The 21,766-nt window shown below is 64.3% G+C and carries 17 protein-coding genes, 1 tRNA gene and 1 pseudogene; 10 read left to right on the forward strand and 9 right to left on the reverse strand.

Annotated features, from left to right (window positions below):
- Positions 1-48: 48 nt before the first annotated feature.
- Positions 49-1,290: an FAD-dependent oxidoreductase gene (locus tag DXH78_RS06905; protein WP_115516359.1), complete on the forward strand. Its 1,242-nt coding sequence runs from the start codon at positions 49-51 to the stop codon at positions 1,288-1,290.
- Positions 1,291-1,293: 3 nt separating this feature from the next.
- On the opposite strand, the gene DXH78_RS06910 is transcribed toward DXH78_RS06905, so the two are convergent.
- Both DXH78_RS06910 and DXH78_RS06915 read right to left on the reverse strand, forming a co-directional pair.
- Positions 1,294-3,108 (reverse strand): ABC-F family ATP-binding cassette domain-containing protein, encoded by a 1,815-nt coding sequence (locus DXH78_RS06910; RefSeq protein WP_115516360.1) that lies wholly within the window; start codon positions 3,106-3,108, stop codon positions 1,294-1,296.
- Positions 3,109-3,232: 124 nt separating this feature from the next.
- Entirely contained in the window at positions 3,233-3,469 is a 237-nt protein-coding gene (locus tag DXH78_RS06915) for a sulfurtransferase TusA family protein (RefSeq protein ID WP_347337763.1), read from the reverse strand.
- A gap of 74 nt (positions 3,470-3,543) precedes the next feature.
- Between DXH78_RS06915 and DXH78_RS06920 the strand changes: the two genes are divergently transcribed.
- From DXH78_RS06920 to DXH78_RS06935, 5 genes and pseudogenes are all read left to right on the forward strand, one after another.
- The gene (locus DXH78_RS06920; protein ID WP_115516361.1) at positions 3,544-4,668 is read left to right on the forward strand and encodes a molybdopterin-binding protein; all 1,125 of its coding nucleotides are present in this window, start codon (positions 3,544-3,546) and stop codon (positions 4,666-4,668) included.
- Positions 4,665-6,650, forward strand: a complete 1,986-nt coding sequence (locus DXH78_RS06925; RefSeq protein ID WP_115517766.1) for a molybdopterin biosynthesis protein — start codon at positions 4,665-4,667, stop codon at positions 6,648-6,650. Before DXH78_RS06920 ends, DXH78_RS06925 begins: the two co-directional genes overlap by 4 nt.
- Before the next feature lie 188 nt (positions 6,651-6,838).
- A pseudogene (locus tag DXH78_RS20355) lies at positions 6,839-7,009 on the forward strand (Cro/CI family transcriptional regulator); the annotation flags it as partial.
- Positions 7,010-7,099: 90 nt separating this feature from the next.
- Positions 7,100-7,624, forward strand: a complete 525-nt coding sequence (gene mobB / locus DXH78_RS06930) for a molybdopterin-guanine dinucleotide biosynthesis protein B (RefSeq protein WP_245416856.1) — start codon at positions 7,100-7,102, stop codon at positions 7,622-7,624.
- Between the two features lie 45 nt (positions 7,625-7,669).
- Positions 7,670-8,959, forward strand: a complete 1,290-nt coding sequence (locus DXH78_RS06935) for a molybdopterin molybdotransferase MoeA (protein WP_115516363.1) — start codon at positions 7,670-7,672, stop codon at positions 8,957-8,959.
- A 50-nt stretch (positions 8,960-9,009) separates the two neighbouring features.
- On the opposite strand, the gene mobA is transcribed toward DXH78_RS06935, so the two are convergent.
- Genes mobA through DXH78_RS06960 form a run of 5 tightly spaced genes read right to left on the reverse strand, consistent with a single transcriptional unit; the run spans position 9,010 to position 12,879 of the window.
- Positions 9,010-9,645 carry a molybdenum cofactor guanylyltransferase MobA gene (mobA, locus tag DXH78_RS06940; RefSeq protein WP_115516364.1) on the reverse strand — a complete coding sequence of 212 codons (636 nt, stop codon included), beginning with the start codon at positions 9,643-9,645 and terminating at the stop codon, positions 9,010-9,012.
- A gap of 5 nt (positions 9,646-9,650) precedes the next feature.
- A complete protein-coding gene (locus DXH78_RS06945) occupies positions 9,651-10,541 on the reverse strand; it encodes a formate dehydrogenase accessory sulfurtransferase FdhD (RefSeq protein WP_115516365.1) in 891 nt (296 codons plus the stop codon).
- 45 nt (positions 10,542-10,586) lie between these two features.
- Positions 10,587-11,423 carry an ABC transporter substrate-binding protein gene (locus tag DXH78_RS06950; RefSeq protein WP_115517767.1) on the reverse strand — a complete coding sequence of 279 codons (837 nt, stop codon included), beginning with the start codon at positions 11,421-11,423 and terminating at the stop codon, positions 10,587-10,589.
- Positions 11,424-11,461: 38 nt separating this feature from the next.
- Positions 11,462-12,184: an ATP-binding cassette domain-containing protein gene (locus tag DXH78_RS06955; RefSeq protein WP_115517768.1), complete on the reverse strand. Its 723-nt coding sequence runs from the start codon at positions 12,182-12,184 to the stop codon at positions 11,462-11,464.
- A gap of 2 nt (positions 12,185-12,186) precedes the next feature.
- A complete protein-coding gene (locus DXH78_RS06960) occupies positions 12,187-12,879 on the reverse strand; it encodes an ABC transporter permease (protein ID WP_115516366.1) in 693 nt (230 codons plus the stop codon).
- 243 nt (positions 12,880-13,122) lie between these two features.
- On the opposite strand from DXH78_RS06960, the gene DXH78_RS06965 reads away from it, so the two are divergent.
- Positions 13,123-13,212 (forward strand) — tRNA-Ser (locus tag DXH78_RS06965).
- A gap of 123 nt (positions 13,213-13,335) precedes the next feature.
- Here the strand turns inward: DXH78_RS06965 and DXH78_RS20070 are convergent.
- Positions 13,336-15,354 carry a phosphoadenylyl-sulfate reductase gene (locus tag DXH78_RS20070; protein WP_115516367.1) on the reverse strand — a complete coding sequence of 673 codons (2,019 nt, stop codon included), beginning with the start codon at positions 15,352-15,354 and terminating at the stop codon, positions 13,336-13,338.
- A 13-nt stretch (positions 15,355-15,367) separates the two neighbouring features.
- The gene (cysD, locus tag DXH78_RS06975; protein ID WP_115516368.1) at positions 15,368-16,177 is read right to left on the reverse strand and encodes a sulfate adenylyltransferase subunit CysD; all 810 of its coding nucleotides are present in this window, start codon (positions 16,175-16,177) and stop codon (positions 15,368-15,370) included.
- Positions 16,178-16,717: 540 nt separating this feature from the next.
- Here cysD and DXH78_RS06980 point away from each other — a divergent pair.
- Genes DXH78_RS06980 through cysG form a run of 3 tightly spaced genes read left to right on the forward strand, consistent with a single transcriptional unit; the run spans position 16,718 to position 21,703 of the window.
- Complete coding sequence (locus DXH78_RS06980) at positions 16,718-18,463, forward strand: diflavin oxidoreductase (protein WP_115516369.1); 1,746 nt, start codon at positions 16,718-16,720, stop codon at positions 18,461-18,463.
- Between the two features lie 28 nt (positions 18,464-18,491).
- The gene (locus DXH78_RS06985) at positions 18,492-20,231 is read left to right on the forward strand and encodes an NADPH-dependent assimilatory sulfite reductase hemoprotein subunit (protein ID WP_210209517.1); all 1,740 of its coding nucleotides are present in this window, start codon (positions 18,492-18,494) and stop codon (positions 20,229-20,231) included.
- Positions 20,228-21,703: a siroheme synthase CysG gene (gene cysG, locus DXH78_RS06990; protein WP_245416756.1), complete on the forward strand. Its 1,476-nt coding sequence runs from the start codon at positions 20,228-20,230 to the stop codon at positions 21,701-21,703. The genes DXH78_RS06985 and cysG overlap by 4 nt, the downstream gene beginning before the upstream one ends.
- Positions 21,704-21,766: the final 63 nt, after the last annotated feature.

Below are 21,766 nucleotides of genomic sequence, written 5' to 3' on the forward strand. Positions count from 1 at the left end.
CGCCGGCCGGCGTAAGGTGCGCCGCAACAGAAAACAGCGGCGAAACCGATGAAAATTAGCGTTCTGGGTGCCGGCGTGGTCGGCCTGACCACTGCCTGGTGGCTCACCGAGGCGGGGCACGAGATCGTGCTGATCGATGGCGCCGGCCGGCCGGCGGCCGGGGCCAGCGGTGCCAATGGTGCCCAGCTCTCCTATCGCTACGTCGCGCCCATGGCCTCGCCGAAGATGCTGCGGCAACTGCCCGGGCTTCTGTTACCGGGCGAGGATGCGATCAAGGTCTCGCTCGACACCGAGCTGATCGGCTGGGGCCTGCGGTTTCTCAAGGCCTGCACCGGCGCCGAAGTGGCGCGCACCACCGCGGCGCAACTGGCGCTGGCGGAACTGAGCCGCGCGGAGCTTGAGCGCCTGCTCGGCAAGGTGCCCCTCGACTTCGGCCTGCGCACGGCCGGCAAGCTGGTGATCTTCCGCAAGGCGGCGGATTTCGTGGCGGCGACGCCGGACGCGGACGATCCCGCCGTTGCCCTGACGCCGCGCCAGTGTCTTGAGCTGGAGCCGAATCTTGCCCTCGACGTCAGCGAATTCGCCGGCGGTCTCTATACGTCGTCGGAACAGGTCGGCGATTGCGGCTCGTTCTGCGAGCAGCTCTTCGCCAAATTGAAAGAGAGCAACCGCGTCGACATGCGCATGGACACCGCCATCGGTCGCCCGGTTGTGAGGAACCGCCGCATGACCGCCATCGAAACCGATCGGGGCGTGATCGAGGCCGATCAGTTCGTGTTGTCGCTCGGCTCCGGTGCGCGTGCTTTCGCGAAATCCTGCGGCTTCAATTTGCCGATCTATCCGGTAAAGGGCCACTCGATCACGGTGCCCGACGAAGGCAAGCCGCCATTAACGCACAGCGTCACCGATTACAGCCGCAAGATCGTCTATGCGCCGCTGCCGGGCGCGACGCGCATTGCCGGTTTTGCCGATTTCCAGGGCTACGACACGACGCCGGTGCCATCGCGCATTGCGCAATTGAAGGCGGCGGCAGCCGATACGTTCGACATCGATACGCTGGGCGATGTTGCGGCTTCTGATGTGGCGCCCTGGGCCGGCCTGCGGCCGATGACACCCGACAGCCGGCCGGTGATCGGCCCGTCGCCGCTCGAAGGGCTTTTCCTCAACACCGGGCAGGGCATGCTCGGCTGGACACTCGCCTGCGGCAGCGCGCGGCTGACGGCCGATCTCATCGACGGCAAACCGCCGTCGTGCCCGGTCGCGCCGTTTGATGTCGCGCGCTTTAGCTGACGCTCACTCTCCCGCCAATTCCTCGCGCATCATTTCAAGCTCAAGCCACTCTTCTTCGGCGGCGGCCAGTTTGCGGTGCGTTTCACCGAGGTCCTTGGTGATCTTGTCGAATGCGGCGCGGTCGCGAACGTAAAGCTGCGGATCGTTGAGCTTGTCCTGCAGTTCATCCGCCTTGGCCTGCAGGCCCTCGATGGTCTTCGGCAGCGTTTCCAGGGCGTGTTTGTGCTTGAAGCTGAGCTTCTGCTTTTGCGGTTTGCCCGGCGCGGGCTTGTCGGCAACGGCTTTGGCCGCTTTCGGCTCTTCCTTCGGCGCCGCGCGCGAAAGATCGTCGCCGCGCTGCTTGAGCATATCGGAATAACCGCCGGCATATTCGGTCCAGCGGCCGTCGCCTTCCGGCACGATGACGCCGGAGACCAGCCGATCGAGGAAATCGCGGTCGTGGCTGATCAGCAGCACGGTGCCGGGATAATCGCTGATTGTCTCTTCGAGCACGTCGAGCGTTTCCATGTCGAGATCGTTGGTCGGCTCGTCGAGCACCAGAAGATTCGATGGTTGCGCCAGCGCCTGCGCCAGCATCAGGCGGCCGCGCTCGCCGCCGGAGAGTTTGCCGAGCGGCGTGCGCGCCTGCTCCGGCGAAAACAGAAAGTCCTTCATATAGCCGATGACATGCTTCGGCGTGCCGTTGACCATTACGGTTTCGCCGGCGCCGCCGGTCAGCGCCTCGGCGACGGTGGTGTCGGGGTTGAGGCTGTCGCGATGCTGGTTGAGCGTGGCGATGGCGAGATTGGCGCCGAGCTTGACGCTGCCTGAATCGGGCGTGTCGGCGCCGGTCAACAGATTGATCAACGTCGTCTTGCCGGTGCCGTTCGGTCCGACAATGCCGATGCGGTCGCCGCGTGCCACGCGCAACGAGAAATCGGTAACGATGGCGCGGTCGCCATAGCTCTTCGAAATGCTTTTGGCTTCGATCACCAAAGCGCCGGACTGCTGCGCGCTGCCGGCGGTGATCGCCGCGGCGCCTGCCGTGCCGCGATAGCTGCGGCGCTGTTCGCGCAGGGCCGCGAGTTCGCCGACGCGGCGCATGTTGCGCTTGCGCCTCGCGGTGACGCCGTAGCGCATCCAGTGCTCTTCGGCGGCGATCTTGCGGTCGAGCTTGTGCTGGTCGCGCTCTTCTTCCGCCAGCACCTGATCGCGCCACTCCTCGAAGAAGGCAAAACCCTTGTCGAGTCGCCGCGTGACACCGCGGTCGAGCCAGACCGTGGTACGCGTGAGGTTGGATAGAAAGCGTCGGTCGTGGCTGATGACGACCAGCGCCGTGCGCCGCGCGCCCAGATCGCGCTCCAGCCATTCGATGGTCGGCAGATCGAGATGGTTGGTCGGCTCGTCGAGCATCAGGATGTCGGGGTCGGACGCCAGCGCATAAGCCAGTGACACGCGCCGCGCCTCGCCCCCGGACAGGTGCGAGGGGGCTTCGCTGCCGGTGAGCCCGAGCTCTTCCAGCAGCTGCCGGGCGATATAGTGATCGTCGGTCGGCTTCAGCCCGCTTTCGACATAAGACAAAGCCGTAGCGTGGCTGCCGAAATCCGGCTCCTGCGACAGATAGCGCACCAGCGCGCCGGGCTGCACGAACACGGTGCCGCCGTCCGGCTCGACCAAGCCGGCGGCGATCTTGAGCAGGGTCGATTTGCCCGAACCGTTGCGGCCGACCAGCGACACGCGTTCGCCGGTCGACACCGACAGGTCGGCGCCGCTTAAAAGCGGCGTGCCGCCGAAGGTGAGCTTGATGCCGGTGAGTTGCAGAAGGGGAGGAGGCGCCATGGCCACTCGCTACAGGCCGGGCGCGCCAACGTCAAAGCAAAGTCGGCAACGCCCGTAAATGAAAATAATGATGATAATACAGATGCTTGACGGGTATTCCGCCGGTTGACGCCGCGACAGGCGCTTACTTCTTGCGGATGCGGAAGGTCAGCAGGTCCTGGCCCTCTTCCTGGCCGGCGACCTTGGCTTCCAGCGTATCGCCGGTCTGGCGTATCAGATTGGGAATATCAATGGCCGCCATGGGATCGGTGCATTCGGCAACCACGACATCGCCAGACTGCAGCGTTGACAGCATTTTGCGCACACGCAGCGCCGGCAACGGACATTTGAGACCGCGCAGGTTCATGATCTTTTCGGCCAAGGTTCTGCTCCTGTTGCCGTCGCCGCTGCGGTAGACTTAAGTCCCTCATCGCACAAGATAACGGCCAGGAAAACATGGCGGCGGCTTCCGAGACCCTGCAGACGATTTCGAAGCTGACGCCGTTGTCCGAGGTCACGGCGATGGTCGATCTTCGCGTCAAGCCGGTAACGCCGCGCACCCTCGATGTTGCCACCGCCGCCGGCCGCGCCCTCGCCGTCGATGTTACGGGCGCCGCGCGGCCGTCTTCGGCTCTGGCGTTGCTGGATGGCTGGGCGCTGGCCGCCGACACCACCCTCGGCGCCGGACCCTATGCGCCGATCCCGCTGCTCCATCCCCCACAGCGCATCGAGGCCGGTCAGGTGCTACCGCCGGACATGGACAGCGTCGCGCCGTTCGATGCGGTGAAGATCAGGAATGGATTTGCCGAAGCGCTTGCCACCGTCAACCCCGGCGACGGCGTGCTGGCGGCCGGCGGTGACAACGATCCCGATATTCCGCTGCGCCGTGCCGGAGAGCGTCTGCGCATGACGGATCTCGCCGCTTTTGCCGCAGTAGGGCTGTCGCGTATCGCCGTGCGCGAGCCGCGCATTCGCGTGCTGCCATTGCGCGGTACAGCGATTGTGATCGCTGCGGCGCGGCTGTTGGCGGGCGACATTGAGCGCCGCGGCGGCGCCGCAAAACTCGACGATCCGGGCCGCGACCTCGGCACTGTGCTCGCATCCGAATCGGCCGATGCCATCATCGTCATTGGTGGCACCGGTTCGGGCCGCAACGACACCTGCGTTCACACGATGGCGCGCGACTGCGAACTCGCGGTGCATGGCATGGCCATCACGCCGGGCGAGACGACCGCACTTGGTTTCGCCGGGCCGCGGCCGCTGTTGCTATTGCCGGGCCGCCTCGACGCGGCGCTAAGCGTGTGGCTCGCAATCGGGCGGCGCATCCAGGACCGGCTGGCCGGTGTGCCGGGCGGCGAACGCCAGCCGTATAAAATTCTCACCTTGTCGCGCAAGGTATCGTCCACCGTCGGCCTCGCCGAAATCGTGCCGGTACGCCGCGTGCAGGACACGGTCGAGCCGCTGGCCTCCAAATATCTGCCGCTCTCGGCACTGACGCGATCGGATGGCTGGATCATGGTGCCGGCAGAAAGTGAGGGCTATGCCCTGGGCACCACGGTGCAGGTGAGGCCGTGGCCATGAGCGATGCCGAAAGCCGCAAGCAGGGCGACAGCGACTTGATCGCGCGCGTGCGCGCGGCGGCGCGTCAGGAGCAGTTCCTCGAAGTCGTTTCAGCCGAGGCGGCACGGGCGCGGTTTGAGGCGCATATCGAGCTCAAGCCGCTCAGCGCCGAGCGCGTCGCGCTGGCCGAGGCGCTGACGCGCGTTCTGGCGCACGACGTCGTTGCCGCGGTCGATGCGCCGCCGTTCGATCGGGCCAATGTCGATGGTTTCGCACTGCAAGCTGCCGACACTGTCGGCGCTAGCGACGCTGCGCCGAAGCTCTTCACGTTGAATGCCGAAGTGATTGCCTGCGGCGACAGCCCGGCGCTCGAGGTGAAGCCGGGCACTGCTACGACAATCGCGACTGGCGGCGTGGTGCCGCGCGGTGCCGATGCCGTGGTCATGATCGAGCACACCGAGCTGATCGGTGAGGGCGCGCCACGCATCGAACTCACCCGCGCGGCGACGCCGGGGCAGTTCATCTCCTATGCCGGTTCCGACATCGCGCGCGGCGAGACGTTGTTGCGCAAAGGCGTGCGCATCGGCTCGCGCGAGATCGGTATGCTGGCGGCGAGCGGGCTTGCCGCTGTCGATGTCGTGCGCCGGCCGCGCGTCGCGGTGATCTCGACCGGTGACGAACTGGTGCCGCCCGGCGAAGCGCTGAAGCCTGCGGGCATCTATGACTCCAACGGCGCTATCATCGGCGCGGCTGTGGTTGAGGCGGGTGGCGAGGCGGTGCCCTTCGGGGCCATACCGGATGACAGGGCTGCGCTCGACAAGGCCGTGCGCTCGGCGCTCGGGTCATGTGACATGGTGGTGCTGTCGGCCGGCACGTCGAAAGGTGCGGGCGATCTGTCGCATGCTGTCGTGGCCGGGCTCGGCGCGCCGGGAATCCTGGTGCATGGTGTGGCGCTCAAGCCGGGAAAGCCTTTGTGCCTCGGCGCCGTGGGCAAGCTTCCATTCGCTGTGCTGCCGGGTTTTCCGACCTCGGCGATCTTTACGTTCCATGCTTTTGTTGCGCCTGTGATCCGGGTGCTTGCCGGCCTGCCCCCGGAAGCGGCGCAGACCATCGAAGCGCGTGTGCCGGTGCGCGTTGCGTCCGAACTCGGCCGCAAGGAATTCGTGCTGGTGTCGCTGGTCGATGGCGACGACGGCCCGGTCGCATTCCCGACCGGCAAGGGCTCCGGCGCGGTAACCAGCTTTTCCCAGGCCGATGGCTTCATTGAAATTGACGCGCTGGCGAGTGCGCTCGAGGCCGATGCGCGCGCGCAGGTGACGCTGATCGGGGCCGGCGCCGCTGCGCCCGACGTGACCATCATGGGCAGCCATGACGTGGCACTCGATGTCGTGGTTGGCGCGCTGGCGGAGCGTGGTTTCGCTGCGCGCACGCTCGCAGTCGGCAGCCTTGGCGGCGTCGCGGCCGCAACGCGCGGCCAATGCGATATCGCGCCGGTTCATCTCGTTGATCCGCGGAGCGGCGACTACAACAAACATCTGGTGACATCGGAATTGTCGCTGGTGCCGGGGTGGAAGCGCATGCAGGGCCTTGTGTTTCGGGCCGGTGATGCGCGCTTCGAGGGCAAGAACGCCGCCGAAGCCATCAAGATGGCGCTGACCGGATCCGACATCCTGATGGTCAACCGTAACGCGGGAGCCGGCACGCGCGTTCTCATCGACCGGCTGCTCAATGGCGCGCGCCCCGCCGGCTATGCCAATCAGCCGAAATCCCACAACGCTGTCGCGGCGGCGATCGCGCAAGGTCGCGCCGACTGGGGTGTCGCCATCGAGCCGGTGGCGAAGATGTATGGTCTTGGCTTCATCCCGGTTGCGCCGGAATATTATGATTTCCTCGTCGTGGAGAGCCGAAAGGCCCGTCCAGCGGTGCAAGCCTTCCTTGCTGCGCTCCGCGATGAAGTGACGCGGGCGCGAATCCGCGCCATTGGCATGGAGCCGGCCGGATGAACGGCCTGTCCCACTTTCTGAATTGTGGCGGAACACCCGCGGCCGCAGGGCAGTTACAGGTTTGTACCCACGGACATGCGCTATTGACCCTCCGGTAAGCCGCACGGTATTTTTGTATATTCACGGGAAATCGTGACAACGTCGGATTGCCCGACGCTTGCAACAGGCGCCCGAGCGCAATTCGCAACATGCCGGAACGCGGACTTCTTGAGGCCATTCGCGCCGTCGGTGGCGTCACGGAACTGGCGCGCCGTATCGGAATTACGCAGCCATCGGTGTCAAACTGGACGCGCGTTCCCGTCAGCCGCGTCATCTCCGTGGAGTCGGCAACCGGCGTCGATCGGACCATCCTGCGCCCGGATCTCTATGCCGCCGCCGACGGATCGGACGATATCGACGTCATGCGCGATCGCGAGAACGCCATCATCGGGGCACGCTTGAAGTCGACGATGCGGATCATTGGCCTCGCCGGCTGGAGCGGATCGGGCAAGACCACGCTCGTCACCAAGCTCATTCCGGTGTTCAAGGCGCGAGGCATCAGCGTCTCGACGCTCAAGCATGCACATCACGGCTTTGATCTCGACAAACCGGGCAAAGATAGCTTCATGCACCGCGAAGCGGGCGCGACCGAGGTGATCATCGCCTCGGCGAACCGCTGGGCGATGCTGCACGAGCTGCGCCAGGAAGAAGAATGGGACATGCTCGATCTGGTGGCCAAGCTGTCGCCGGTCGATCTGGTGCTGGTCGAAGGCTTCAAGCGCGATGCCTTTCCCAAGATCGAGGTCCACCGCGCCGCCAACGAAAAGCCGTTGTTGTATCCGAACGACTCGTACATTGCCGCCATCGCGGCGGATATGGACTTGCCGCAGGTCAAGCTGCCGGTGGTCGATCTCAATGACATCGAAGCGATCGCCGACCTGCTGCTCAAATACGCCGTCACGGTCGGTGACGTCGAGCGGACGATGGCTGACTAGCAAGGCAGCCGCCACGGGGCGCCGCTTGCGCATGCGGGAGAAGACATGGCGCAACTGACCGACGACTGCTTCGCATTCTCCGGCGCGCTGCTGCCACTTGCCGAGATGGAACGGCTCATTTCGGAACGTGTCACGCCGGTGTCCGAGACCGAGCGCGTGCCGCTGCGCAGCGCGCGTGGCCGCATTACCGCGAGCGATATCAAGGCGCCGGTCGATCTGCCGCCCTTCGATAATTCGGCTGTCGATGGTTACGCCGTGCGTCACGCCGATCTTGCTGCCGATGGCGACACGACACTGATTGTGAGCGGCCGTCTCACCGCTGGCGCGCGCGCCGATCTCCCGCTGGGGCCGCAACAGGCGATCCGCATTTTCACAGGCGCGGCGATGCCGTTGGGCGCCGATACGGTTTATATGCAGGAAGATGTAACAGTCGATGGCGACCGGGTGACGGTGCCGAAGGGTCTGGCGCTGGGCGCCAACCGGCGGCTCGCCGGCGAGGATGTCGCGGCCGGTCGCATCGTGCTGCCGGCCGGTACGGTGCTCGAAGCGCAGCATATCGCGCTGCTGGCGGCGCTCGGCATTGTCGATGTCGAGGTGCGGCGGCGAATCAAGGTCGCGATCTTTTCAACCGGCGACGAAGTCGTCGAGCCGGGTGCCAATCGCGGCGGCGCCGCGATCTTCGATTCCAATCGCTATCTGATCAGCGCGCTGCTTGAACAGCTCGGCGCCGTGGTCACCGATCTCGGCATCCTGCGCGACGATCCGGCTGAGCTGTCTCGCGCACTGGCGAAGGCTGCGGCGTGGCACGATCTTATCATCACCTCGGGCGGTGTTTCGACCGGCGATGCCGACTACGTGCGTGCCGCCGTGGAGAAGATCGGCAGCCTGGTGTTCTGGCGCGTTGCTATCAAGCCGGGCCGGCCGGTGGCGATGGGCGTGATCCGTGCCGCGCCGCGCAAGGATTACGCCGCGAATGCCGGCGCCGCCTTCTGCGGACTGCCCGGCAATCCGGTGGCGGTGTTCGTGACCTTCGTGCGGGTGGTCAAGCCGCTGCTGCTGAGGCTGTCCGGCGCGCGGCCGCAAGTGTTGCTGCCGCTGCCTGTGCGTGTCGCCTTTGCCTATAAAAAGAAGAAGGATCGCCGCGAATATGTGCGCGTGGCGTTGCGCCGCGCCGCCGATGGCGAAATCGAAGCCGTGAAGCATCCGCAGGATGGCGCCGGCATTCTCACGTCGCTGACCGAAACCGACGGACTTCTGGAGTTTCCCGAGGCCGTAACGTCGATCGCGCCCGGCGATCGCATCGGCTTTCTCTCGTTCGCGACGTTGATGGGCTAGAGCGAGATCCGGAAGAGTGCCAGTTTTCGGAAAAGATCATGCTCAAAAAATTAGCCGTAACGCTCCGCTAGCGCGTTGGCGCGCGCGACATCTTCCGGCGTGTTGACGTTGAAGAAGGGATCGACCGGCTCGGTAGGCCATTCGGCAATGGCGATGCCGTGGCGCGCGGTCCATACCTCGATCTTGCGCAGGTCCTCGTCGACCAGCGCTTTGCGCAGATTTTCGCGCAGCGCCAGCGGCCAAAGGCCGACGACCGGATGACGCCATTCGCCCGAGCGCGCGCAGGCGAGCGGCACACCGGCCCCCATCTTGCGTCGTGCATCATGCAGGCGCTCGACCAGATCTTCGGGCAGGAAGGGGCAGTCCCCTGGTACGCTGAGCAGCCATTCGATGCCGCGGCCCTGCGCCGCCAGCCAGTCGAGTCCAGCAAGAATGCCGGCGAGCGGGCCGGGATGATCCGGCACCGTGTCGGCGATCACCTCGCAGCCGGTGTCGGCAAAGCGCGCCGGATCGCCATTGGCGTTGATGACGACGCCGGCGCACTGGCCCGACAAGGTGGCGAGCACGCGGTCGAGAATGGTCGAGCCGCCGATCTTGATATGCGCCTTGTCGCCGCCGCCCATGCGGCGGGCGAGCCCGCCGGCGAGAACAAGACCGAAGGTGGGGGGAGGGGGAACGTCGTGCATAACCGTCAGTCGTCAACCGCCGCCTTGCGGCGATGTTTCGAGCCTTCGTCCTGAACCGTGCTCAAATCCTGATCGAACACGATGCGCTCTTCGCCGGCGAGAGCGACGAAGCGCTGGCCACGGGCGCGGCCGATCAGCGTGAGATTGGCCTTGCGCGCAAGCTCGACGCCCCAGGCCGTGAAGCCCGAGCGCGAGATGAGAATCGGGATGCCCATGCGCACCGTCTTGATCACCATTTCCGAGGTGAGACGGCCGGTGGTGTAGAAGATCTTGTCGTGCGCCGCGACCTTTTCCTTGAACATCCAGCCGGCGATCTTGTCGACGGCGTTGTGGCGGCCGACGTCTTCCATATAGACCAGTGGCTTGTCCTCATGCGCCAGCACGCAGCCGTGAATGGCGCCGGCCTCGAGATAAAGCGATGGCGTGGTGTTGATCTTGTGCGTCAGCGCATAGAGCCATGAGGTGCGCAGCGGCGTCGCCGGCAGCGTCACGTTCTCGAGCGCTTCCATCAGATCGCCGAACACGGTGCCTTGGGCGCAGCCCGAGGTCTGCACCTTCTTCTTGAGCTTCTTCTCGTAATTCGTTTTGCGTTTGGTGCGTACGACGACGATCGACAGTTCCTCGTCGTAATCGACGCCGGTGACGATGTCGTCCGGCAGCAGCATATTCTGGTTGAGCAGATAGCCGATCGCCAGATAGTCCGGATAGTCGGAGATCGTCATCGCCGTGACGATCTCCTGGCTGTTGAGGAAGATCGTCAGCGGCCGCTCCACGGTCACCGACGTCTCGATGCGCGCGCCGGTCTGGTCGATGCCGGTGACGCGTTCGGTCAGCCGCGGATCGTGCGGATCCGGGCGAACGATATAGGTGTCGGCGCTGTCCGGCTTCGGGCTCATGACCGCAATCTAGTCATTGATGGACCCGGGGGGAAGGTTGCCGGATCAGGCATTTTGGTCTTCCGCGTTCGGGAAGAACAGGCTCTGACCGTCGATCTTGTAGCCGGAGATGTCCTTCTGGCCCTGTGGCGACACCAGAAAGTCGATGAAGGCTTGGCCGAGGTCTTTCTTCACGCTCGGGCACTTGGCCGGGTTCACCAGCATCACGCCATACTGGTTGAACAGGCGCTTGTCGCCTTCGACAGCGATGACAAGGTCTTGCTTGTTCTTGAAGTTGATCCAGGTGGCGCGATCGGTCAGCGTGTAGCCGTTGCCGGCCGCAGCGGTGTTGAGCGTCGCGCCCATGCCCTGGCCAAGCGATTTGTACCAGGTGCCTTTATCCTTTTCGATATCGACGCCGGAGGACTTCCAAAGCGCCAGTTCGGCAGAATGCGTGCCGGAACGGTCTCCGCGCGAGAAGAACGCCGCGTCCTTGTTCTTGATGGTGACCAACGCCGCGGCCACATCCTTGGCGCCTTTGATGCCGGCCGGATCGCTCTTGGGTCCGACGATGACGAAGTCATTGTACATCACCGGAAAGCGCTTCACGCCGGCGCCATCGGCGATGAATTTCTCTTCCTGTGCCTTGGCATGGACCAATACGACGTCGGCATCGCAGCGTTTGCCGGTGTCGAGCGCCTGCCCGGTGCCCTGCGCCACCACTTTCACCGTGATGCCGGATTTGTCCTTGAACTTCGGCAGCAGATATTCGAACAGGCCGGAGTCCTGTGTCGAGGTGGTGGACGCCACCACGATTGACCTGTCCTGGGCGAGGCTCGGCTGCGTGACGATGAGGGCGAAGGCAAAGGCGGCCGCCGTTGTCGCTATGCGAAGGTTGATCATCTTGTTCTCCAGATGGTTGTCGTTGGTATCGTGGCGCCTCACACCAGCAATTCGCCGGCGATGAATTTCCGTGCCTGTTCGGTTTTTGGTTGGGTAAAGAATGCGTCTGTTGGTTCGTGTTCGATGATGCCGCCGCGATGCATCAGCATGACGTCGCCGCCGATGCGGCGGGCTTGGCCGAGATCGTGCGTCGAGAGGATGACCTTGACGCCGCGCCGCGCCACGGCGCGGATAATGTCCTCGATGGATTTGGTTGCGGCCGGATCGAGACTGGCGGTCGGCTCATCGAGCAGCAGCACGGCCGGATCGCGCGCCAGCGCACGCGCCAGAGCGAGGCGTTGCTGTTCGCCGCCGGACAATTTGCGCGCCGGACGCGCACCGCGATCGGCGAGCCCGACCAGCGCGAGCAGTTCGGCAATGCGTTGCGGATGCTGCGAACGTGGCACGCCGGCCGCGTTGAGAGCATAAGCGAGATTGGAGTTAGCCTGGCGGCGTAGCATCACCGGTCGCTGGAACACGATGGCGCGGCGCACTTGCGACGCATCATTGTGGCTGCCCCAGGTCACGCTGCCGGCGTCCGGTTGGGCCAGACCCATGATAACGCGCAGCAGAGTCGTCTTGCCGGCGCCGTTCGGACCGATCAGCACCGTCGGCGCACCGGCGGCAATCACTTGCGTGACGCGATCGAGAATGGTCACGCGCCCGGCTTTGATCGTGATGCCGGATAGAATAATCGGGAGATCGGCGTCGGGCGCGCGCATGGTCATCCCGCGTAACGTTCGCCGGCGCGCCGGGCGGCCCAGGCCAGCGCATTGACGATGACGACGATGGCGATCAGCACCAGGCCGAGGCCGATCGCGAGCGGCAGGTCGCCCTTGGAGGTCTCGAGCGCGATGGCCGTGGTCATGGTGCGGGTGAAGCCGTCGATGTTACCGCCGACGACAATGATGGCGCCGACTTCGGCGGCGGCGCGGCCGAAGCCGGCGAGCAGCGCCGTCATCAGCGAGAAGCGCGCGTCCCATATCAGTGTGCCGATGCGTGCGGCGGGGCCGACGTCCATTGCCGCCAGTTCCTCGCGATACTCGACCCAGAGGTCCTCGAGCGTCTGCCGGGCCAGGGCGGCGATGATCGGTGTCACCAGAATCGTCTGCGCGATGACCATTGCCTGCGGTGTGAACAGAATGCCGAGGCTGCCGAGTGGGCCGGACCGCGACAGCGCCAGATAGACGGCAAGGCCGACCACGACAGGCGGAAGGCCCATCAGGGCGTTGAGGACGACGATCGTGCCGTCGCGGCCGCGAAAGCGGGTCAGAGCGATCAGGGCGCCGAGCGGGATACCGATGATCGCGGCGCAGAATACGGCGCTTAGGCTGACGATAAGCGACAGACCGATAATGCGATAAAGCCCCGGGTCGCCGGACAGAATCAGGGTCAAGGCTGAGGTGTCGCCGGCCACGCCGCCGCTCCCTGTTGTTATTGATGTTTAGCCCTGACCATAGGGACCTAGGGGGGCGGAAACAAAAGGCTCCTCCCGATGGATTGATAGAAAAATCAAATCAAGAATCTTCAGTCACGCGGATTTTCATAGCCAAAGGTTATACCCGCCGCGGCCGTTCGTTTGTCCCAATTGCGGAAAGACTGCGGAATTCGTCCGGGCGCCTTTACGAAAGGCGCCGGCACCTTTAGGTGAGGCAGGTCCGGAGAGGTGGCCGAGTGGCTGAAGGCGCTCGCTTGGAAAGCGTGTATACGGGAAACCGTATCGAGGGTTCGAATCCCTCTCTCTCCGCCAGCCCCGCTCAATTCAGATAACATCAGTTAGAGAGGGATATCGAACCCTCGATCTTTCGCGCGCTGCGGCGAAATAAAATCGCCCGCCGCGCGGCGTTAGCGTGTCCGGCCGAGATCGATGCCCTTAACGGCCAAGATGCAGGCCGCACTCCTTCTTCGTCTCGTCTTCCCACCACCAGCGCCCGGCGCGCTCCGGCTCGCCGGGACGCAACGCGCGGGTGCAGGGCGCGCAGCCGATCGAGGCAAAGCCCTTGTCGTGCAGCGCGTTCACCGGGATGCCGTTCGCCGACGTGAAGGCGGCGACCTGCTCGCGCGACCAGTCGAACAGCGGGCTCAGCTTGATGAGGCCATGCGCCTTGTCGGCCGAGATCAGCGCCATGTCCTGCCGGTTGGTCGACTGATCGGCGCGCAGTCCGGCGATCCACGCCGCTGAATTTGCCAGCGCGCGATCGAGCGGTTCGACCTTGCGTGCGAAGCAACAGGCCTGCCGCGCCTCCCGGTTTTCGTAAAAGCCGTTGATGCCCTGACGCTCGACAAGCGTTTCGAGCTCATCGTGACGCGGGTAAAATGCCTTGATGCGGATGCCGAAGTGACGTTCCGTTTCGGCCCAGAGATCGTGGGTCTGCGGGAACAAGCGTCCGGTGTCGAGGGTGACGATGTCGATATCGAGACTGCCTTTGGCGATCATGTGCAGGATGGCCTGATCCTCGATGCCGAAGCTGGTCGTGAAAACGATCCGGCCGTCGATGGCGTCGCGCAAGCTGGCCAGCCGCTCGGCGGCGGTTTGTGCCTGGAGGCGGGGCAGCAGGGCAGCGACACGGTTTTGCAGGTTTTCTGTGTTGCGATGGCCTGCCCCGACGCGCTTCACATCGACGGCGATGCCGCCGCCGGCAATGCGGCCATCGATTTCGATGGCAAAGCGACCGGTCAATGGATTATTTGTGAAGGTGTCGAGCGCGGCCGGTGTCGCGAGGGCGATATCGACCTCGCCGATGCGGTTCTGCGAGATGATGTCGATGCCGGCCGATTGCAGGTCGGCAGGATCGAGCGAATTGACGATGGCCGAAACACGGCCGCGGATTTCCGCTGTGCCCGACCGCACCACAATCGGCGTGCCCGCCGCCAGCGGTAGCGAATGCAACCAGAATATCCGCGCACGAATGCCGTTGACGACAGGAGCCGGCGCGCTGGCGAGCGCCAGGATGTGGCCGCGCTCGATGAAAAGTTCACGATCAAGCGTCACACCGACTGAGCGGCCGGCTTCGAGACTCGATGTCGTATGCGCGTCATTGGCCACGGGCCAGCCTTCGATGGATTTAACGCGCGCGGATTTGTTGCCCGGAAGAACGACGATCTCGTCGCCAACCGCGATGCGGCCGCTTTCGATGCGGCCGGCAATGATGCGCCGGTCGTCGAATTTGTAGACGGCCTGGACGGGGAGGCGCAGGTCGAGGTCCTGAAGCGGTGGCGCCACGGTGAGTTGGTCGAGTGCTTCGGTGACGGTCGGGCCGTCGTGCCAGGCGATGGCCGGCGTTTTGACCGTAATGCCGTCGCCCTCGCGGGCCGAGATCGGCACGACGGCGACCGGCTCAATATCGAGCGCGCCAAGATAGGTGCCGATTTCATCAGCAATCTCGCGAAAACGTTCGGCGCTGTAACCGACGCGATCCATCTTGTTGACGATGACCGCCGCCTGCCGGATGCCTAAAAGATGCAGGAGATAGCCGTGGCGCCGGGTCTGCTCGCGAACGCCTTCGACAGCATCGATGAGCAGGAGAGCGGCGTCGGCCTGGGCCGCGCCGGTGATCATGTTGCGCAGGAACTCGATGTGGCCGGGCGCGTCGATCAGCACGAAATCGCGCAGTGCAGTGCGAAAGCGGATCTGGCTGGTGTCGATGGTGATGCCTTGGTCGCGTTCGGTCTGCAGGGCATCGAGCAGAAACGACCATTCGAAGGGCATACCGCGCCGTGCGCTCATGGCCTTGAGGCTTTCGAACTTGCCGTCCGGCAGGCTGCCAGTTTCGTAGAGCAGCCGGCCGATCAGCGTCGACTTGCCATGATCGACGTCGCCGACGATGACGATGCGGGTTGCCTGATCCGTCTTGAGGCTGGCGACGGATTGCGGGGAGACCAGAACGTTCATGGAGGGGGTGACCTTAGAGATATCCGGCGGTGCGCAGGCGTTCGAACGCGTCTTCGGATTCATGATCCATGGCGCGGCCGGAGCGTTCGGGCACTTTGGTGGAATCGAGTTCAGCGATGATCTCGTCGATCGAACTCGCATCGGATGCGACAGGCGAGGTGATGTCCATATCGCCGAGCGAACGGTAGCGCTGGCCGTTCTTGCTCAGATAGAGCGGGATGATCGGGATGCTCTCGCGCCGCGTATAGGCCCAGATATCGGCCTCGGTCCAATGCAGGATCGGGTGGATGCGCAGATGTGCGCCCGGTGGCGGCGAGGCGTTGAAGTGGTTCCAGAATTCCGGTGGCTGGTCACGCACATCCCAGATGCCTTCGGCGCCGCGCGGCGAGAACACGCGTTCCTTGGCGCGGGTCGGCTCTTCGTCGCGGCGGATGCCGGCGATCACGCCGTCGAAGCCGTGCTTGGCCAAGGCCAGCTTGAGGCCTTCCGTCTTGCGCGCTGCGGACCGCGCCGCGGGCGGCAATGAGGGGTCGATGGCGTCGATCGGCGGGCACTCTTCGGCGATGAAGTCGAGACCCCATTCCTTCGCATAGCGATCGCGAAAGGCATACATCTCGGGAAATTTCTTGCCGGTGTCGACATGCATGGCCGGGAAAGGCACGCGGCCGAAAAAGGCCTTGCGCGCCAGCCAGATCATTACATTCGAATCCTTGCCGAGCGACCAGAGCAGCGCGATCTTGTTCAGGCGTGCAAAGGCCTCACGCAGAATGAAGATGCTTTGCGCTTCGAGTTCATCGAGTCGTTCCATCGGACACCGATCCATACCCCGAACGGCGTCGTGCGAACTGGAAACGAGGAAAACGTCTCTGGCGGGCGCGGCGTGACATCGGAGAAAGCAAGAACGTGGGAAGCGGCGAATGCGCGCGTTCCATATGGATTGTTTTATACGTGAATCCGCATTGGTCAATGAACTGCCTGATATAATTGAATATTTGGAAGTATGTTCCGGAACCCGTGATGAACGGAGAAGCGTCATGCTTCGGCGCGTCGCCGGATAGCCGAAAAATTCCGCTCATTTTCACCGGTCCTTGCACGACACGTGGCGACAAGCGCCAGTGATCGAGAGCATGCAGTGCCCGATATGGTTATCGCTCTGCAAACGGGCGGAGAGGCGTAGGCGAGGTTGATCGCTTTTGTGGAGGCGATGAAAAATTCCTGTCGAGATGCCGGCAGAGACAATGGTTTCCTTCTTATTTCAGCGGTTCTATTGCCTGTTTCCGTGCGAGCCTTCTATCTAACGACTTCAAGCAAGTGCGGGCGCAGGACGATCGCGCTGCCTCGCCCAGACGCAGTGAGTTGTTCGATGGCTGTGGTGCAGATTCCGAAAACGGCGCCATTTGACGATGGTGACATCGCACTTCTCAATCAGGTCGTCGGCGGCGCTACCCCAACACAGCGAGCCTGGCTGGCGGGCTTCCTCGCGGGGGTCGAATCCGTGTCCGGCGATGTCGCGGAAATAGCGTCTCCGGTCACCATTGCCGCCGAGCCGCTGACCATCGTGTTCGCGACCGAATCCGGCAACTCCGAGCGCCTAGCCAACGACATTGCGCGCACCGCTCGCAAGGGCGGTCTCAAGCCGTCGGTTATCGATCTTGCCGATCTTGACATGACTTCCCTGAAATCCGTCAGGCGACTGGTCTTCGTGGCGGCGACATGGGGCGAGGGCGAGCCGCCGTCGCGCGTTGCCGCCAAGTACAATGAATTGATGACCGCCGATTTCGGGCGGCTCGACGGCGTGGAGTATGCGGTGCTGGCGCTGGGCGATACCTCCTATGCCGAATTCTGCGCGATCGGCCGCAAGATCGACGAGCGCCTCGCCGCCTTGGGCGGCAAGCGCGTGGTCGATCGCGCCGACTGTGATCTCGATTTCGAAAAGCCGGCAGCAGCCTGGACCGACAAGGTCGTCAAGGCATTGGCACCGCCGGAGGCCGCCCGCGGCAAGATCATTCCCGTCGAGTTCGGCAAGGCCGCCGCGGTCAAGCCTGACATTGTCGAGGCGGAGATCGTCGAACTGACCAATCTCAATTCGTCGCGCTCGGACAAGGAGACGGTTCACCTGGCGCTGCGCTTCACCGACGCGGTGCTGCCTTACGAGCCGGGGGACTCGCTCGATCTCTATGTCGAGAACGATCCGGCCGAGGTCGATGCGCTGCTGAAGGCCGCCGGGCTGTCGGACGACAAGGCGCTGCGCGACGAATTGATCTCGCAGCGTGACATTCATACGCTATCGCTCAAGAGCCTTGAGACCTACGCCACGGCGACGAACCATCAATACGTCAAGGGCCTGATCGAACAGGGCGAAGCCCGCGACTGGATTCCGGGCCGTCAGCTTATCGACCTCGTTTCGAACTTTCCGATCGCGCTGAAGGCGGAACATCTGCGTGCGGTGACGCGGACGCTTGCGCCCCGTGCTTATTCGGTCGCGTCGTCCCGCCGCGAAAACGAGGAGGAAGCCCATCTCCTGATCTCCGCCGTGCGCTACGAAACGCATGGCCACAGCCGCAAGGGCGTGGCGTCGACCTACGTTGCCGAGCGGCGCAAGCGCGGTGACAAGGTTCGCGTCAAGCTGCGCTCCAACAAGCATTTCCGCCTGCCGGCGGATGGCCGCGACATCATCATGGTCGGGCCCGGCACCGGCATCGCGCCATTCCGCGCCTTTGTGCAGGAACGCCGCGCGGCCGGCGCCAAAGGCCGCAGTTGGCTGTTCTTCGGCGATCGCCACTTCACGCACGACTTCCTGTACCAGCTTGAATGGCAGGAGGCGCTGAAGGACGGCGGCCTGACGCGCATGGATGTCGCCTTCTCGCGCGACCAGCCCGAAAAGGTTTACGTGCAGGACCGCATCTGGGAGCGCCGGCGTGATATCGTCGAATGGCTCGACGGCGGCGCCAATTTCTATGTGTGCGGCGACGCCAAGGCGATGGCCAAGGATGTGCGCGCCTCGCTGGTGCGTGCCTATCAGGACGTCAAATCGCTGAGCGCCGAAGCGGCCGAAGCGGCCGTCGCAGAAGTCGAGCGCGACAAACGCTATCTCACCGACACCTACTGAGATCGCCCGCGGCGCCAAGCGCGCCCCGATGTGGCTGGAAAATCCTGATATGACCAAAGAACTGGCTCGTAACGAATACATCAAGGAAGCCAGCGAATATCTGCGCGGCACCCTGACCGAAGGCCTCGAGGACGCCATCACCGGCGCGATCGTCGAGGATGACCAGCAACTCGTTAAATTCCACGGCATGTACCTCCAGGACGATCGCGACCTGCGCGCCGAACGCGGCCGCAAGCGTATGGAGAAGGCGTTCTCGTTCATGCTGCGTGTGCGCATTTCCGGCGGCGTGGTCACGCCGGAACAATGGCTGGCACTCGATCATGTCGCGCGGACTTATGCCAACGGCACCATGCGCCTGACGACGCGGCAGACGGTGCAGCTCCACGGCGTCATCAAGTCTAATCTGCGGGCAACGCTGAAGGAGATCGACAAGCAACTGCTCAATACGATTGCGGCCTGCGGCGACGTCAACCGCAACGTCATGAGCAATCCCAATCCGTATCAGTCGCGCGCCCACGGCGTGGCGCTCAAATTGGCGCAGGCCATCTCCGACCACCTGACACCGAAGACGGCAGCCTATCGCGAGATCTGGCTAGAAGGTGAGAAGATCGCTGGCGGCGAACCGAAAGAAGATGTCGAGCCGATCTACGGCAAGACCTATCTGCCGCGGAAATTCAAAACGGTCGTCGCCGTGCCGCCTTCGAACGATGTCGATGTCTACGCCCACGATCTTGGTTTCATCGCCATCGTCGATGCCGCCGCCAACGTGACCGGCTGGAACGTCACCATCGGTGGCGGCATGGGCATGACCCATGGCGAAACCGATACTTACCCCCGCACGGCCGATCTGCTCGGCTACTGCAAGCCGGAAGACGCGCTCCGCGTCGCCGAAGCGGTCGTGACGGTGCAGCGCGACTGGGGCGATCGCACCAGCCGCAAGCATGCGCGCCTGAAATACACCGTCGAGGATCGCGGCATCGACGTGTTCCGCGCCGAGGTTGAGGCCCGCGCCGGGATCAAGTTTGAAGCTCCAAAGCCGTTTGCCTTCACCTCGATGGGTGATCGCTATGGCTGGACACAAGGCGACGACGGCAAGGCGCATTTGACCTTGTTTGTGCAGAACGGCCGCCTGCGCGATGCCGGGCCTGGCGCGCAGCAAATGTCGGCCTTGCGGCAGATCGCGCGGCTCGGCATTGGCGATATCCGCATTACGCCGAACCAGAACCTCATCATTGCCAATGTGCCAGTCGAAAAGCAGGCGCAGATCGATGAGATCGCCAAGGCTAACGGTCTTCTGGCGCCTTGGTCGGGCCTGCGCCGCAATTCGATGGCCTGCGTCGCACTGCCGACCTGCGGTCTCGCACTGGCGGAAAGCGAGCGCTATCTGCCGCAGTTGATGGATGCCCTCGACGAGAGTCTGTCGCGTCACGGCCTGTCGGCGGACGAGATCGTCATTCGCATGACCGGTTGCCCGAACGGCTGCGCGCGGCCCTATCTCGCCGAGATCGGTCTCGTCGGCAAAGGCCCCGGTCGCTACAATCTTTATCTCGGCGCGGCTTTCGACGGTTCGCGCTTGTCGAAGCTGTACGCTGAGAGCCTGGACCATGACGGTATCGTCACCGCGCTCGATCCGGTGTTTGCGGCTTATGCGCGCGAACGGCAGGCGGGCGAGCATTTCGGCGATTACACCGTGCGCGCGGGTTTCGTGGCGCAGACGTCGAACGGCCGCGACTTCCACGCCAACACCAGGGCAAGGCGCAGCGCATGACGATCGTGCCGCGCCAGCCGGTAGAGCAACGCAGCGAGCGCATGGGCGCACTGGCGCGTCTGCCGGTGTTCTTCGCGCTGAGCGGACGGCGCGCTTTGGTTGCCGGCGGCACGGCCGGCGCGGCCTGGAAGGTCGAGCTTCTGCTGGCGGCGGGAGCCCATGTCGCCGTCTATGCCGCGGAGCTGAGCGAGGAGATGCAGGCCGTCATCGGCGTCGCGTCGCCCGATACGGTGGCATGGCACGCGCGTGCCTGGCAGGCCGGCGACTTTGCCGGGACTACGCTGGCCGTCGGCGCCTGCAACAACGATGACGATGCCGCACGTTTTGCCGCGGCAGCGCGGGCTACGGGCACGCCAGTGAACGTCATCGACAAGCCGGACTATTGCGATTTCTCCTTCGGCTCAATCGTGAACCGCTCGCCGCTGGTGGTCGGCATTTCGACCGACGGCGCCGCGCCGGTTTTCGCGCAGGCTGTCCGCGCCAAGATCGAGGCGGCGCTGCCGCATGGCTTTGCGGCTTGGGCCGCCGCGGCGCGCGCATGGCGCGCGCGCGTCAAAGAGAGCGGTCTGTCATTCGCGGGGCGCCGCAAGTTCTGGCAGTTGTTTGCCGGACTGGCGATTGGCAATCCAGGCCGCACACCAACGGACGACGACCTGACATCACTCATCCACAATGTCGGCAGGCTTGGTCCGGCGGCGGATGCCGGATCGGTGACGCTGGTCGGCGCCGGCCCCGGCGATCCGGAACTGCTGACACTGCGCGCCGTGCGTGCGCTGCAGACCGCGGACGTGATTTTGTTCGACGATCTTGTCTCCGGCGAGGTGCTCGATTTTGCTCGTCGTGAAGCGCGGAAGATCCTGGTCGGCAAACAGGGCCACGGTCCGTCCTGCAAGCAGAGCGACGTCAACGACATCATGGTTTCGCTCGCCCGCCAGGGCCGCCATGTGGTGCGCCTCAAGGGCGGCGATCCTTTGATCTTCGGCAGGGCCGGTGAAGAGATCGCAGCTTGTCACCAGGCCGGGATCTCCGTTGACATCGTCCCCGGCGTCTCGGCCGTTCAGGGCGCGGCCAGCCGCTTGGGCGTATCACTCACCGGGCGCGGACAGGTTCGCCGCCTGCAGCTCGTCACCGGTCATGCTGCCAACGGCGAACTGCCGGACGACATCGACTGGCGGAGTATTGCCGACGGCGCGGCAACGACGGCGATCTACATGCCGGTTAAGACGCTGGCGGCCTTCGTTTCCCGCGCCATCGCGGCAGGTCTCGACGCGGGAATGCCCGCGGTGGCGATCGCGAACGCAACGCGCCCATCGGAGCGGCGCGTCATGTCGGCCATCGGCGCGCTTCATGACGATATCGTCAAGGCGCAACTGACAGGTCCGGTGCTCGTCATTGTCGGTAGAGTCCTCGAACCTGCCGTGGCTTCGCAGGTCGATGTCGGCGAAGCCCTTGTTCGCGCCGCGCTTCGCTGAAGGCGCCCGTTGTGAGCCTTCCGGCCGCCTCTTCAGGCGGTGCCCTAGCGGGCGGGTTGTGGA

It is taken from the genome of Undibacter mobilis, assembly GCF_003367195.1.
Classification (GTDB): domain Bacteria; phylum Pseudomonadota; class Alphaproteobacteria; order Rhizobiales; family Xanthobacteraceae; genus Pseudolabrys; species Pseudolabrys mobilis.